This is a genomic window from Yoonia sp. (assembly GCF_036770585.1).
Classification (GTDB): Bacteria; Pseudomonadota; Alphaproteobacteria; order Rhodobacterales; family Rhodobacteraceae; genus Yoonia.
This window is the reverse complement of the sequence record NZ_DAIPIW010000076.1, coordinates 1-11,781: the sequence shown is the minus strand read 5'-3', so window position 1 is coordinate 11,781 and position 11,781 is coordinate 1. Positions and strand designations below refer to the sequence as shown.

General features: G+C 63.7%; 14 protein-coding genes. 8 read left to right on the top strand and 6 right to left on the bottom strand.

Annotated elements, in window-relative coordinates; translation table 11 throughout:
* Positions 1 to 203 (bottom strand): accessory factor UbiK family protein (locus V7N12_RS11905; RefSeq protein WP_333714803.1); only part of this gene is annotated, 203 nt, incomplete at its 3' end.
* Positions 204 to 310: 107 nt separating this feature from the next.
* Between V7N12_RS11905 and lgt the strand changes: the two genes are divergently transcribed.
* The 5 genes from lgt to V7N12_RS11880 all read left to right on the top strand — a co-directional run bounded on the left by lgt (position 311) and on the right by V7N12_RS11880 (position 4,341).
* The gene (lgt, locus tag V7N12_RS11900; RefSeq protein WP_333714802.1) at positions 311 to 1,189 is read left to right on the top strand and encodes a prolipoprotein diacylglyceryl transferase; all 879 of its coding nucleotides are present in this window, start codon (positions 311 to 313) and stop codon (positions 1,187 to 1,189) included.
* The gene (locus V7N12_RS11895) at positions 1,186 to 2,244 is read left to right on the top strand and encodes a class I SAM-dependent methyltransferase (RefSeq protein ID WP_333714800.1); all 1,059 of its coding nucleotides are present in this window, start codon (positions 1,186 to 1,188) and stop codon (positions 2,242 to 2,244) included. Before lgt ends, V7N12_RS11895 begins: the two co-directional genes overlap by 4 nt.
* The gene (pgeF, locus tag V7N12_RS11890) at positions 2,241 to 2,996 is read left to right on the top strand and encodes a peptidoglycan editing factor PgeF (protein ID WP_333714798.1); all 756 of its coding nucleotides are present in this window, start codon (positions 2,241 to 2,243) and stop codon (positions 2,994 to 2,996) included. Before V7N12_RS11895 ends, pgeF begins: the two co-directional genes overlap by 4 nt.
* A gap of 240 nt (positions 2,997 to 3,236) precedes the next feature.
* Positions 3,237 to 3,407 carry a hypothetical protein gene (locus tag V7N12_RS11885; RefSeq protein ID WP_333714797.1) on the top strand — a complete coding sequence of 57 codons (171 nt, stop codon included), beginning with the start codon at positions 3,237 to 3,239 and terminating at the stop codon, positions 3,405 to 3,407.
* A gap of 250 nt (positions 3,408 to 3,657) precedes the next feature.
* Positions 3,658 to 4,341 carry a Hint domain-containing protein gene (locus V7N12_RS11880; protein WP_333714796.1) on the top strand — a complete coding sequence of 228 codons (684 nt, stop codon included), beginning with the start codon at positions 3,658 to 3,660 and terminating at the stop codon, positions 4,339 to 4,341.
* On the opposite strand, the gene V7N12_RS11875 is transcribed toward V7N12_RS11880, so the two are convergent.
* From V7N12_RS11875 to V7N12_RS11855, 5 genes are all read right to left on the bottom strand, one after another.
* Positions 4,330 to 5,706, bottom strand: a complete 1,377-nt coding sequence (locus V7N12_RS11875; RefSeq protein ID WP_333714795.1) for an MATE family efflux transporter — start codon at positions 5,704 to 5,706, stop codon at positions 4,330 to 4,332. The two genes, V7N12_RS11880 and V7N12_RS11875, sit on opposite strands and share 12 nt — an antisense overlap.
* 42 nt (positions 5,707 to 5,748) lie before the next feature.
* Positions 5,749 to 6,633, bottom strand: a complete 885-nt coding sequence (locus V7N12_RS11870) for a nickel/cobalt transporter (RefSeq protein WP_333714794.1) — start codon at positions 6,631 to 6,633, stop codon at positions 5,749 to 5,751.
* Entirely contained in the window at positions 6,618 to 7,271 is a 654-nt protein-coding gene (locus V7N12_RS11865) for a DUF1007 family protein (protein ID WP_333714793.1), read from the bottom strand. The genes V7N12_RS11870 and V7N12_RS11865 overlap by 16 nt, the downstream gene beginning before the upstream one ends.
* 92 nt (positions 7,272 to 7,363) lie before the next feature.
* A complete protein-coding gene (locus V7N12_RS11860) occupies positions 7,364 to 8,299 on the bottom strand; it encodes an isopenicillin N synthase family dioxygenase (protein ID WP_333714792.1) in 936 nt (311 codons plus the stop codon).
* On the bottom strand, positions 8,296 to 9,174 hold the full coding sequence (locus V7N12_RS11855) for an NAD-dependent epimerase/dehydratase family protein (RefSeq protein ID WP_333714790.1): 879 nt from the start codon (positions 9,172 to 9,174) through the stop codon (positions 8,296 to 8,298). Before V7N12_RS11855 ends, V7N12_RS11860 begins: the two co-directional genes overlap by 4 nt.
* Before the next feature lie 128 nt (positions 9,175 to 9,302).
* Between V7N12_RS11855 and V7N12_RS11850 the strand changes: the two genes are divergently transcribed.
* The 3 genes from V7N12_RS11850 to V7N12_RS11840 form a co-directional block, all read left to right on the top strand.
* A complete protein-coding gene (locus V7N12_RS11850; protein WP_333714789.1) occupies positions 9,303 to 9,551 on the top strand; it encodes a hypothetical protein in 249 nt (82 codons plus the stop codon).
* Positions 9,548 to 9,925, top strand: coding sequence for a type II toxin-antitoxin system death-on-curing family toxin (locus tag V7N12_RS11845; protein ID WP_333714788.1), 378 nt, complete (start codon positions 9,548 to 9,550; stop codon positions 9,923 to 9,925). Before V7N12_RS11850 ends, V7N12_RS11845 begins: the two co-directional genes overlap by 4 nt.
* Before the next feature lie 71 nt (positions 9,926 to 9,996).
* Positions 9,997 to 11,781, top strand: a 1,785-nt coding sequence (locus tag V7N12_RS11840; RefSeq protein ID WP_333714787.1) for a DNA gyrase/topoisomerase IV subunit B, incomplete at its 3' end; no start/stop codon positions are given.

Genomic DNA, 11,781 nt, shown 5'->3' with positions numbered 1-11,781 from the left:
GCCTCGTTCTCTTCCCGCGCCTTTTGCGCCATCGCGCGCACCGCGTCGAATTCTTCGCGGGTGACGAAATCGCGGTCAGCCAGCCAGCGGTCCATCATCGACTTCATGGCGGTCTGCGCCTCGTCCCGCGCACCTTGGGCGACGCCCATCGCGTTGGTCATCAACTGGCTCAGATCATCGAAAAACTTGTTGTTGCTCTGCATGGCTCTCTCCGGAATTGCCTGACTTCTATATGGGCCTTCGCGGGCCGCTTCTCAACCTCTGAGCTTGCCCTGTTGACTTTGCCGCATGGGCCGGACAATCAAAGCCCATGTTTGCCGCGATACCCTTTCCCGATATCTCGCCCATTATCTTCGGTTTCGAGGTTTTCGGGGTCAACATCGCCCTGCGCTGGTATGCGATGGCCTATATCGTGGGGATCGCCTTGGGCTACTGGATCATCCGCTTGGCGATCCAGCGTCCGCAGCTCTGGCGGGGCGAACCGCCGCTGCAGGTCAAACAGTTAGAGGATTTGCTCACCTATATCGTCGTCGGCGTCATCGCGGGCGGGCGGATGGGCTATGTGCTGTTCTACAAGCCGGGAGAATTCCTGTCCGATCCGCTGGACATCGTCCGCATCTGGGAAGGCGGGCTGTCGTTCCACGGCGGGTTCCTTGGCGTCGTGCTGGCGGTGATCCTGTTCAGCCGCCGCCACAAGGTGCCGCTGCCGGAACTGGCCGATATCATCGCGGTGTCCGCCACCCCCGCGATCCTGCTGGTGCGCATCGCCAATTTCATCAATGCCGAGCTTTGGGGCCGTCCGACCGACCTGCCCTGGGGCGTGATCTTTCCCGGTGCCGCCGCCCAATCCTGCGCCACCGCAACGGAGCCTTGCGTCCGCCACCCCTCGCAGCTTTACGAGGCGGGGCTGGAGGGCCTTCTGCTGGGCCTTGTCCTGATGCTGCTGGCCTTCCGCTTTGGCGCGCTGAAACGGCACTGGCTGCTGTCGGGCATCTTTTTCCTCGGCTATGGTCTGTCGCGCTTTGTCGTCGAATTCGTCCGCCAGCCCGATGCGCAATTCGTCTCGGAAGGCAATCCGCTGGGGCTGGCCTTCCATATCAACGGCATCGGCCTGACCATGGGGCAGACGCTGACCCTGCCGATGATCCTTGTCGGCCTGACCGTGGTGCTGGTGGCGCGGCGGCGATGACCCCGCTGGCCGAGATCATCGCGGCCCGCATCGCCCGCACCGGCCCCATCACCATCGCCGACTACATGGCCGAGTGCCTGATGCACCCGACCCATGGCTATTACGCCACGCGCGATCCTTTCGGCGCGGCGGGCGATTTCATCACCGCCCCCGAGATCAGCCAGATGTTCGGCGAGCTGATCGGCCTGTCTCTGGCACAGGCCTGGCTGGATCAGGGAAGCCCGACACCCTTCACGCTGGCCGAACTCGGCCCCGGGCGCGGGACGCTGATGGCCGATGTCCTGCGGGCCACGAAAGCCGTGCCGGGATTTCACGCCGCGGCAAAGGTGCATCTGGTCGAGACCTCGGCCACGCTCAAGGCATTGCAGGCCAAGGCCCTTCCACTTGCCCATTGGCACGACAGTGTCACCACCCTGCCCGACGCGCCGCTTTTCCTGATCGCCAACGAGTTTTTCGACGCCCTGCCGATCCGGCAATTCATCCGCGACGGTGACGGCTGGCGCGAGCGGATGGTGGGCCTCGAAGATGACCGCTTGACCTTGGGCCTTTCCGCCCCTGCACCGCTTGCCCTGCTGGAACACCGGCTGGCCGACACCGGGGACGGTGACCTTGTGGAAATCTGCCCCGCCCTGCCCGCCATGGTGCAGCAGATCGCCAGTCGCATCGCCACCCATGGCGGTGCCGCACTGATCATCGACTATGGCGACTGGACCTCGCTTGGTGACACGCTTCAGGCGCTCAGGGGGCACGATCACGTCGATCCGCTGACCACCCCGGGCGCGGCCGACCTGACCGCCCATGTGGATTTCGCCGAGATCGCCCGCCACGCGCCCCCCGCCAGACATACCCGCGTCACCCCGCAGGGCGTGTTTCTGGAACGGCTGGGCATCACCGACCGCGCGCAGGCGCTGGCACGGTCCCTTCAGGGCGAGGGGCTGGCCGCCCATATCGCCGCACACAGGCGCTTGACCCACCCTGATGAAATGGGCACCCTTTTCAAGGTAATCGGACTTTATCCCGCAACCGCGACCCCGCCACCCGGACTTGATCCATGAGCTTGGATGTCATCACCAGCCCGCTGCTCTCCGGTATGACCCACGGCTTTTTCGGGCGTGCGGGCGGAGCGTCGTCGGGCGTGTTCCACGGCCTGAATTGCGGCCATGGCAGTTCCGACCAGCATGACGTCGTGACGATCAACCGCGCCCGCGTCGCCGAGGCGATGGGCGTCGCCCCCGACATGCTGGCAGGGGTGCACCAGATCCATTCGGCCGATGTGGTTGTCGTGACCGCCCCCATGTCCCCTGCGCCAAAGGTGGACGCCATGGTAACGACGACCAAGGGCGTTGCACTTGGCATCCTGACGGCGGATTGCCAGCCGGTTCTTTTTGCCGATCCCAAAGCGGGGGTGATCGGGGCCGCCCATGCGGGGTGGAAAGGTGCTGTATCAGGCGTGCTCGAGGCAACCGTCGCGCAGATGGAGGCCCTTGGCGCCACGCGCGCCGACATCAGCGCCGTCATCGGACCGACGATCAGCCAGACAGCCTATGAGGTCGGGCCGGAATTGCGCGACCAGTTCCTTGCGCGCGACAGCGCCTTTGCGCGGTTCTTTTCACGCGGCAAGGGCGACCGGTTCCACCTCGATTTGCCGGGATTCGGCCTTGACCGGCTGCGCGCTTCGGGTGTCGGGCAGGCGGCATGGACCGGACATTGCACCTATCAGGACGCACAGAGATTTTTCAGCTATCGCCGCTCGGTCCACAAGCGCGAGGCCGACTACGGCAGACTGATCTCGGCCATCCGGCTTTAGCGGGCCGCGAGATGGACGAATTAAGACAACTTCGCCCATTTTCGTGAAGCGGAGGGTCTGAAAGACCGGGCAAAATCGGCAGAAATGCCACTGATTTCATACCGTTATGCATTTTGAGAGAAAATCTTCGCCTCTCGGAGAATGTCCGCCAATCCGTCAAAAAATCGCCAGTTTACCGCGCGACACTTATCTCAATGGCCCCGCAAAAAGGTGAGGGTCAAGACATAAGAGGTATCAATGATGAAAAGTCGCTGGCAAAAATCGCTCGAAGCCGCCGTTGCAGCTTACGACAGCCATATGCCCTTCTCTCGTGGTGAGCCCCGCAAGGCGATGATCATACGCCGGGCCGCGAAACCTATCGATTTGCAGAAAATCCGCCGCATCAAGCCACGTCAGACCGAAGTCGCCTGACCGCCGCTTGTGAGCGTCGCTGAAGGGGTCGTCCGGTTTCGACGACCAGTCCCTCTCTCCGGCGCTCGGCAATTGTAACAGTAATCAGTATTGCATCTGACGTTGTTGGTGGGACAACGCCGGATGTGAACCCTGCAAATTAGGCCTTCACATGGATCATTCCCCCAATTCCATTTTTTCAGACAGCTATATAGCGACCCCCGCTTTGCGACGGCCGCAGCGGCCTGCCGATGACCCTGCCGAAGGGCGGATGGCGCGCCGGAAATTCGATATTCTCTATCTGGACCGGACCCGTTCGGTTTGCGAGCAACACCTGATCGCGGCTGCACACCCTGCCTTCGAGCAGGCCTTCAGCGTTCTCAAGCAAGGCGCGCTGGTGACCGGAGACCTTGGCATCACCACGGTCGAGCAGGTCTATCCCGGCGACCGACTGAAGCTGGCCGACGGCAGTTTCGAGACCGTGCAATGGCGCGGGTCGCTGACCTTCAACGCACAAGAGATCGGCGCGAATACGCCGCTTGCGGAAATGACGCGGATCACAGCCGATGCCTTCGGCTACAGTCGTCCCTCGACCGATCTGGTCCTTGGCCACGGCGCCCGCCTGCTGCATCGCGCGCCCGGCATCCGCAAGGTCAGCGGCAGCGACACGGCCTTCATCCCCGCCGCCGATTTCGTCGATGGCAACAACCTGATCAAGCTGCGGCCGACCACTTTGGTCACGCTCTACCAGTTCGGCTTTCAGGGCCAATGCGCCTTCGATGTCAACGGCCTTGCGATCGAAAGCCTGCATCCCGGCAGCGCCTTCAACCTCGGCCTGCGGGCGGAGTCGCTGCGGGCGTTCCTTGCGCTCTTTCCGCACAAGTCGTCGTTCGAGGATTTCGGGCTGCTCAGGACACCACGGCTGCGGCTGCGGGACCTCGACCTACTCGGCTAGAACCGGCATCGCGGGGGTGATCCGCACGGATCGCCCCCAGAACCGCCACAGCAGCGTGACCGCCGCGCAGCCCAGCCCGATCACCAGCCCCAGCCACAGGCCCACAGGGCCCAGCCCCAGCGGGAAGGCCATGACATAGCTGACCGGCAGTCCGATCAGCCAGTAGCTGACGGTCGCCATCAGCATCGGGACGGTGGTATCCTGCACCCCGCGCAAAAGGCCCAGCGCCAGCACCTGCAATCCGTCGACCAGTTGGAACAGCGCCGCCACCATGACCAGCGAGGCGCCGATCTGGATCAGCATCGCGCGGTCAGGGTCAGAGGGATCGACGAAAAGCCCCACCAGAAAGGCAGGGAACAAAAGAAACAGCGACGAGGTGACCAGGGCATAGCCCGCCGACATGCCGATGGCGGTCTTGCCGCCACGGCGCAGACCTTCCTCGTCCCGGCGGCCCAGCGCACGGCCCGCGCGCACTGTCGCCGCCTGACTGAACCCGATATGAACCATGAAGGTCAGCCCCGCCAATTGGATCGCGATGCCATGTGCCGCCAGTTCCAGCGCCCCGATCCAGCCCATCATCACCGCCGAGGCGCTGAACAACCCGCCTTCCGCCAGCGATGTCAGCCCGATCGGCCAGCCCAGCTTGAAGACGCGCAGCATGATCTCGGCATCGCTGCGCCAGAAGTTCTTGAACAATTCGTATTGCGGCAGATAGCGGTTGATATAGGCCACCAGCATCAGGACCGCCGCGATATTCACCGAAAGCGAGGCAATGGCCGCCCCCGTGATCCCCAGTTCGGGAAAGCCCCAGTTGCCGAAGATCAGCAGGTAGTTGACCAGCACGTTCAGCACCGCCGTGCCGACCGTGGCCCAGAGGATGATCGCCGTGTGCTCCAGCGCGGCCAGAAACGATTTCAGCGTCCAGACGATCAGCGCAGGCACCATCTGCCAGATCACGATCTGCAGATAGATATGGCCCAGTGCCGCCACCTCGGGATCCTGCCCGATGGCGACAAGGATCTGCTCGGTCCAGAAGAAGGGGATGGTGACCGCCAGCCCGTAGATGATCGACAGCCACATGCCCATGCGGGTGACACGGCGCACGCGCACCTCGTCCCCGCCCTCGGCGGCTTCGGCCACCAGCGGCGAGACCGCCTGTGCAAAGCCCGCGCCCACGATGAAGATGACGAAGAACATGGTCGAGGCGATCGTCACCGCCGCCAGCGCCGTCACATTGTACCAGCCCAGCATGACCGTATCGGTCATGTGAATCGCGAACTGCGCCACATTCGACAGAATCAGCGGAAGGCCGAGTTTCCAGATGGCGCGTGCGTGTTGCGGATATGTCAGGGCGATGCTTTCCATGGCGTCAGCCTTATGCCCGAAATTTGGGCAGGTCTAGAAAGATCAGAGACTGCGGATCACCAATTGCAGCGCAAGGGTGGCAACGATGCCACCGGCAAGGATCTGCCCCCATGCCAGAGTGCGCCCGACGGCGGCATTGCCGACAAGTTTCAGCGTGCTTTCACGCAGGCCGACGGCGGCGAAGGCGACCAGCACCGTGATGCTCGCCGTGCCAAGCCCCATCACGAAAGCGCCGACGATCCCCGCCCAGTCAAGGCCGAAGCGCCACGTCAGAATCAGCAGGAACAGCGCGCCGGTGCAGGGGCGGATCGCGATGCTGGCAATGATCGCTACGGCATCGCGCAGCGACCGCACCCCGGCGGCCTGCTCGGGCGTCGGTGCATGGGCATGACCGCAGGTTGCGCAGACCGCATCATGGCCGTGGTGGGTGTGGTCATGGCGGGGACGCAACAGCCGCAGCCCGCGCCAGACCAGCCACAGGCCGACGGCGGCGATCATTGCGTAACTGACGGGTGCCAGCACCTCATCCGCGACCGCTGTCATCTGCGCGCGCCCCCAGCCCAGCACCAGCACCGCCGTATAGACCAGCACCACCGCCGTCGCCGCCTGCGCAAGCGAGGCCGCCAGCGCCAGCCCCGCCAGCCGCCTCGCCGGCACCCGCGTGCCCGCGCCATAGCCGCCGATCACCAGTTTGCCATGGCCCGGCCCCGCCGCATGAACGAAACCATAGGCGAAACACAAGGCCCAGAGGCTCGCCAGCGCGCCCGCATCGCCCGCGCGCAACCCGCGCAAGGCCGCCGCCATCGCGTTCTGCACGTCCCGTTGCGCCGAGGCGGCCATCCGCATCACATCCTGCGCACCGCCAAAGCCCCAAAGCCAAAGCGCCGCCGCACCGAAAGCGGCCAGACCGATCAGAGACCAGCGCATGTGATCTGGATCGTATCCGCGAAGGCATCGCCAATCGCGGGAAAATAATCGTCCGGCCCCTGCGCGTCCATCGGCCCGCCCAAGAGGCTCTCGGCCAATGCATAGGCGGCATCGAGATCGGCGCGGATGATCTCGACCATGCAATCGTCGCGGCCCTCGACGGTGACGGGACCGGTCAGGTCGTAGGCGGTATAGAAGGCCGGATCATAGACCCGGATCAGCAAGGGCGCATCGGCCATGACACCTTCGACCGGACGGGCATGGCGTTCGGTAAAGACACCCTCTTGATAGACCATGGAATGATCGAACTTCTCGCCAAGCGGCAGGACCGCTTCGCCCTGCATCACCTCGAGGTCGCCTGCATAATCCGGCGGCCATGCCGCGATTTCCGTATCGAGCAGCGCCTGTTCCTCGGCGGTCAGCACAAGGTCGCCGTCCATGTCCAGCCCCAGATCCGAGGTCACCAGCAGCGAGAAGAAGTCGTCATACTGCCAGTCCAGATGCACCGCGACCCCGCCCGCATGGTCGAAGACCACACGCACCGATGCGGCGACGAAAACATGCGGATGACTGACAAGCGATGTCGGCAGGCAGACAAGGGCGATCAGGGTCAGGGGCTGGGACAGGGGCAGGCGCATGGCACATATCTAACCTTGGACCATCAGGGCGACAATGGACAGGCTCAGGCAATCTGCGCGGACCTGCAAGGTCCTGCCGATGCCGGCAGCCCCTAGACCCCGGTCGCCTGAAACTTGCCCATCAGGTAAGGACCCGACCGGACCGGCGGATAGGCGTCCGATCCATCCAGCGGCACGATCTCGGCATCCCAGTCGGGCTGGTGAAAGAACGCCAAGGACTGCCGCGCGGGCTGATCCGGTCTGGCCACCACGCGGTGCAGGGTGCTGACCCAGGCATCCGCCGTCCAGCGTTCCATCAGATCACCGATGTTGATGACAAAGGCCCCTTCGGGCGCGGGCACATCGACCCATTCTCCATCCATCTGCACCTGCAAGCCCTGGCTTCCCGGCTGCGGCAGAAGGATCGTCAGCGAGCCATAATCCGTATGCGCCCCCGCCCGCTGCTGCCGATCCAGCGGCGCACCGATGGTCGCAGGATAGTGCAGCGCCCGCAGGGCCGAAATCGGGTGGGCGATGAACCGGTCGAAATGATCCTCGGGCAGTTTCAGCGCTGCCGCAAAGGCCCGCATGATCCGCGCGGCGAGATCCTCCAGCGCGGCATAGTAGGCCTCCCACGCCGGACGGAAACCCGGCAGATCAGGCCAGAGCGTCGGCTGGTAGCAGAAGTTCATCGCATCGGGCGAGGCATCTTCCGGCACCCGCAGGGGGCCGCCGTTGAAGCTTTCCTTGAGGTCGGGCGGTGTCTCTTCGCCCCTGGAGCGCGCCAAGGCCTCGGCATCCGGTCCCAGATAACCGTAGGCATACCCCTGATAGGGGGGCGCGACCGCCTGCTTGGCTTCAGGCGGCAATGCAAAGAAGGCCCGCGCCGCATCCCAGACGCCCGCAATGACGGCATCGTCCAGCCCGTGCCCTTCCAGCACGAGAAAGCCGGTCTCGCGGCAGATTCGGTCAAGATCGGCCGCCAGTGCTGCCCGCCTTTCACCCGATGCCGCCTCGAAGGCCGCCAGATCGAAAGCTGGAAAGCTCATTCCAAGACATCCCGCCAGCTATGCCTGGGCTGGAACCCCAGCATCCGCTTGGCCTTGTCGTTGGCATAGAAGGTCTCGTCGGGGCGCATCACGCGGCGCACCGTGACACCTTGATAGAATTGCGCGATGACCTGATCACTGGTGATCCCCACCGACAGATCGTCGTTGGCCACATTGAAGACCTGATACCCCAGCCCGTCGGTCTTCAGGCAGCAATCCACCATATGCCCCAGATCGCGCGCGTCGATATAGGCAAAGATATTGCGGCGGCGCGTGGCGGGGTCCTGCATGTAGGCGGGGAAGTTTTCGGCGTATTCATGCGGCTCGATCACGTTGTTGATCCGCAGACCGTAGATATCGCACCCCGTGCGCGCCTGAAACGACCGCGCCGTCGCCTCGTTACAGACCTTGGACATGGCATAGCTGTCCTGCGGCACGGTCGGGTGGTCCTCATCCACCGGCACATAGTCCGGCTTGATCTCGCCCTTGGCGAAACAGACGCCATAGGTCGTCTCGGAGCTTGCAAAGATCACCTTGCGGATGCCCAGTTTCACCGCCGCTTCGATCACGTTGTAGGTGGTGATGGTGTTCTGGCGGAAACACTCGCCATCGGTGCCCAGCAGGATGCGCGGGACGGCGGCGAAATGCACGACGGCGTCATAGGTCGGCACACCGTCTTCCAGATCGTCCCAGCCCGCATATTGCGACATCGCCCCGATCACCTGCCCCGCATCGGTCAGGTCGATCAGCAGTTCGGGCACGTCGAGCCCCGAGGGCACGCGGTCCGCATTCGTGACCTGATGGCCCTGCGCCAGCAGATATTGCACCGCATGTCTGCCTGCCTTGCCGCTGCCGCCCGTGAAGAAAATACGCATGAAAGGTCTCCTTTGCGCGCCAGACTAGCCCTTGGGGGCCGGACCGCAAGCGGATGTCATCGCCGCAGGAAAGGCTTGAAAGTGTATACTGAAATGTATATTTGCGTCTCTATCTGGAGGTACACGCCATGACACGTCTGTTGACCAACCACATCTGCACAATGACCGAACTGCGCGAACCGCATAAGGTCCTGGAACGTTCGGGCGGCAAGCCTGTGGCGGTGATGAAGAATTCCAGATGCGTCGCCTATCTGGTGCCCGCCGAGGCCACCCTGGCCGAAGAGCCGCGCTATGCGACGCGGGACGAGGTGCTTGCGGCAATGGAGGCCACGCGCGAACAGGCGCAGCCGGTCCTTGATTATCTCAAAGACAAATGAACTTTCTTCTGCTGACGCCCGAGATGGTAGAGGAGATCCACGACCGCGTCCTGAACGCGGGCGAGCTACAGGGGCGCGCGCTGAACAAGTCGCTCGAGGGGGCCTTGGGGCGCGTCGATAATCGCCTTGCATATGGCATGATTGAGGATTGCTTCGACCTTGCCGCAGCCTATGCGGTTGCCCTCGCGACCGGTCACGTCTTCAACGACGCCAACAAACGCACCGCCTATCGCGCAATGCTTGTTTGCCTTTATCTTAACGGCATCCGGCTCGATCACGATGTCGAGGAAGCCGGCACCATCATCATCCAGACCGCCCAGCGCCTGATCGACGAAGAGACTTTGGACGACTGGCTGCGGCAAAAGGCTGTCTGACAATCCCCGATTGCCCCCTGCCCGCGCCCCTGCCATTATACCCCAAACCAAAAGAACAAGAGCGGTATCCAATGGCCAATGACCTGCTTTCCGGGGCCTCCCCGGGTGATTATGACGCCTCTTCGATCGAGGTTCTCGAAGGGCTCGAACCGGTCCGCAAGCGCCCCGGCATGTATATCGGCGGCACCGATGAACGCGCGCTGCACCACCTTGTGGCCGAGGTGCTGGACAACTCCATGGACGAGGCGGTGGCAGGCCACGCCAACCGGATCGAGGTGGAACTGCACGGCGATCATTCCGTCACCATCCGCGACAACGGCCGCGGCATCCCCGTCGACCCGCACCCCAAATTTCCCGACAAAAGCGCGCTCGAGGTGATCCTGTGCACCCTGCACGCGGGCGGCAAGTTTTCAGGCAAGGCCTACCAGACCTCGGGCGGCCTGCACGGGGTCGGTGCGTCGGTGGTGAACGCGCTGTCCGACAGCATGGTGGTGCAGGTCGCGCGGAACAAGGAACTTTATGAACAGCGCTTCTCGCGCGGGGTGCCCCTTGGCCCCGTGGCCCGGATCGGCACCGCCCCCAACCGGCGCGGCACGACCGTCACCTTCCATGCGGACGCCGAGATCTTCGGCAGCCACCGCTTCAAACCGGCGCGGCTGTTCAAATCCATCCGCTCCAAGGCCTACCTGTTCTCTGGCGTCGAAATCCGCTGGAAATCCGACATCGACGATGGCGAAACCCCGCAAGAGGCCACCTTCCACTTCCCCGGCGGTCTGGCCGACTACCTGAAGGAAACGCTCGGCAGCGCCAGCACCTATGCCGACAAACCCTTTGCCGGCACCGTGGAATTCCGGGAAAAATTCGGCGAGCCCGGCAAGGTCGAATGGGCCATCAACTGGACCCCCGCCCGCGACGGTTTCATCCAGTCCTACTGCAACACCGTGCCGACCCCCGAAGGCGGCACCCATGTCGCGGGCTTCTGGAACGCGATCCTGAAGGGCATCAAGGGCTATGGCGAGCTTGCGAACAACAAGAAGGCGGGGCTGATCACGCGCGAAGACCTGATGTCGGGCGGCTGCGCGCTGGTGTCGTGCTTTATCGCCGACCCCGCCTTTGTCGGCCAGACCAAGGACCGCCTGTCGACGGAATCCGCCGCCAAGATGACCGAAGGGGCCGTGCGCGACCACTTCGACAACTGGCTGGCCAATGACACGAAATCCGCGGGCGCGATCCTCGATTTTCTGGTGCTGCGGGCCGAGGAACGGATGCGCAGGCGGCAGGAAAAGGAAACCGCCCGCAAATCCGCCACCAAGAAACTGCGCCTGCCCGGCAAGCTGACCGACTGCACCCGCAAGGACCGCGCCGGGACCGAGCTTTTCATCGTCGAGGGCGACAGCGCCGGAGGGTCGGGCAAAGGCGCGCGCGACCGCGAATATCAGGCGCTCTTGCCGCTGAAGGGCAAGATCCTGAACGTGCTGGGGGCGGCCTCGAACAAGCTGACCTCGAACACCGAGATCAGCGATCTCTGCGAGGCGCTGGGGGTCGGCATGGGCACCCGCTTCAACATCGACGACCTGCGCTATGACAAGATCATCATCATGACCGATGCGGATGTGGACGGGGCGCATATCGCGTCACTTCTGATGACGTTTTTCTTCACCCAGATGCGTCCGCTGATCGACCACGGCCACCTCTACCTCGCCTGCCCGCCGCTCTATCGGCTGACGCAAGGCGCACGGCGGGTCTATGTGGCCGACGACGCCGAAAAAGAGGCCCTGCTGGCCCGCGGCCTCGGCGGCAAAGGCAAGATCGACGTGCAGCGCTTCAAGGGCCTGGGCGAGATGGACGCCAAGGAC

What these genes read in the sequence shown, in the direction of transcription:
- V7N12_RS11870 (WP_333714794.1), bottom strand. Translation starts at nt 6,633, where the DNA reads ATGCGCTGGTCTCTGATCGGTCTGGCCGCTTTCGGTGCGGCGGCGCTT.
- V7N12_RS11885 (WP_333714797.1), top strand. Translation starts at nt 3,237, where the DNA reads ATGAAAAGTCGCTGGCAAAAATCGCTCGAAGCCGCCGTTGCAGCTTAC.
- V7N12_RS11865 (WP_333714793.1), bottom strand. Translation starts at nt 7,271, where the DNA reads ATGCGCCTGCCCCTGTCCCAGCCCCTGACCCTGATCGCCCTTGTCTGC.
- V7N12_RS11875 (WP_333714795.1), bottom strand. Translation starts at nt 5,706, where the DNA reads ATGGAAAGCATCGCCCTGACATATCCGCAACACGCACGCGCCATCTGG.
- V7N12_RS11855 (WP_333714790.1), bottom strand. Translation starts at nt 9,174, where the DNA reads ATGCGTATTTTCTTCACGGGCGGCAGCGGCAAGGCAGGCAGACATGCG.
- V7N12_RS11845 (WP_333714788.1), top strand. Translation starts at nt 9,548, where the DNA reads ATGAACTTTCTTCTGCTGACGCCCGAGATGGTAGAGGAGATCCACGAC.
- V7N12_RS11895 (WP_333714800.1), top strand. Translation starts at nt 1,186, where the DNA reads ATGACCCCGCTGGCCGAGATCATCGCGGCCCGCATCGCCCGCACCGGC.
- pgeF (WP_333714798.1), top strand. Translation starts at nt 2,241, where the DNA reads ATGAGCTTGGATGTCATCACCAGCCCGCTGCTCTCCGGTATGACCCAC.
- V7N12_RS11860 (WP_333714792.1), bottom strand. Translation starts at nt 8,299, where the DNA reads ATGAGCTTTCCAGCTTTCGATCTGGCGGCCTTCGAGGCGGCATCGGGT.
- lgt (WP_333714802.1), top strand. Translation starts at nt 311, where the DNA reads ATGTTTGCCGCGATACCCTTTCCCGATATCTCGCCCATTATCTTCGGT.
- V7N12_RS11850 (WP_333714789.1), top strand. Translation starts at nt 9,303, where the DNA reads ATGACACGTCTGTTGACCAACCACATCTGCACAATGACCGAACTGCGC.
- V7N12_RS11880 (WP_333714796.1), top strand. Translation starts at nt 3,658, where the DNA reads ATGGCGCGCCGGAAATTCGATATTCTCTATCTGGACCGGACCCGTTCG.